The sequence below is a fragment of the Pseudomonas sp. 10B238 genome (assembly GCF_000970615.1).
GTDB lineage: Bacteria > Pseudomonadota > Gammaproteobacteria > Pseudomonadales > Pseudomonadaceae > Stutzerimonas.
Map to the genome: position 1 here is coordinate 1 of NZ_KQ033971.1, position 1,159 is coordinate 1,159.

The 1,159-nt window shown below is 56.2% G+C and carries 1 protein-coding gene; it reads left to right on the plus strand.

The annotated features are described in order from the left end of the window. Window positions 1-9 precede the first annotated feature (9 nt). A partial coding sequence (locus RT21_RS22825; RefSeq protein ID WP_256203916.1) for a VCBS domain-containing protein occupies window positions 10-1,159 on the plus strand: 1,150 nt, incomplete at its 3' end.

Below are 1,159 nucleotides of genomic sequence, written 5' to 3' on the forward strand. Positions count from 1 at the left end.
TGGACCTACGTGGCCAATGAAGCCTTCGACGGTCTGAACGTTCTCGACGTCCTCACTGACACCTTCACCGTTACCGCGGCTGACGGCACCACTACTACTGTGGAAGTGACCATCACCGGCACCAACGATGCACCAACAATCGGAAGTGCGATCACGGAAGCTGTTTACGACAACGCCGCGCCGACTGAGGTTGATCTGCTTGCTAGCGCCAATGATGTCGACTCTTCACCCCTAAGCGTTACAGGTGTGACCTACAACGTGAACGGAGGTGGTGCAACGGGCACAGCGCCAGCTGGCTTTACCCTCACCGACAGCACGCTGAGCGTCGACCCGAGTAGCTACCTGGACCTGGCGAGAGGCGTTTCGACTACAGTCGTCGTTGGTTACACCATGAATGATGGCGATGGGGCAACGGTCGCACAGACCGCCACCATCACCATCACTGGATCTAACGAGGCGCCGGTCGTTTCCGCGGCTATCACCAGCGAAGATCAAGAAGGTGAAACCATTTACCTGCTGAATCTGCTCACCAACGCTTCCGATGCCGAGATGGATGCTCTGTCAGCGACTGGTATTACCTATACAGTAAATGGCGTTGCAACCGGCAACTCGGGCGTCGACCTGCCAGCTGGCGTGGTTCAAATGGGTAATTCGCTGCAAATAAACCCTGAGAGCAATGTCTTCGACTACCTGCAAGCCGGGCAAAAACTGGTCATCGTTGCGTCTTACAGTGTGACCGATAGTTATGCAGGCCCGCACGGCACTGCAGGGTCGGTTGCTCAAACAGCGACCATCACCATCACCGGCACCAACGACATCCCGACAGTCGCTAGCGCGCTGAGCAGCTCCAGTGTCGAAGCCGATGTTGCTTACGAACTCGATCTGCTCACCGGCCTTGCCGATCTGGATACGGCCGATACTCATACAGTGCAGTTGGTGACCTATAACGGCGGTGAGGATGTCCCTACCGGGCTGGTTCTAACGGGTAACTCTCTGTCTGTAGATCCAAGTTCTTCCGCGTTTGATTATCTGGCCGCGGGTGAAGAGCTCGTCATTGAGGTGAACTACACCATCGACGACGGTCATGGTGGCGCCGTTGACCAGACTGCAACTGTCACAATCACCGGTACCAACGATGCTGCTGTCCTGTCCTCAGCTT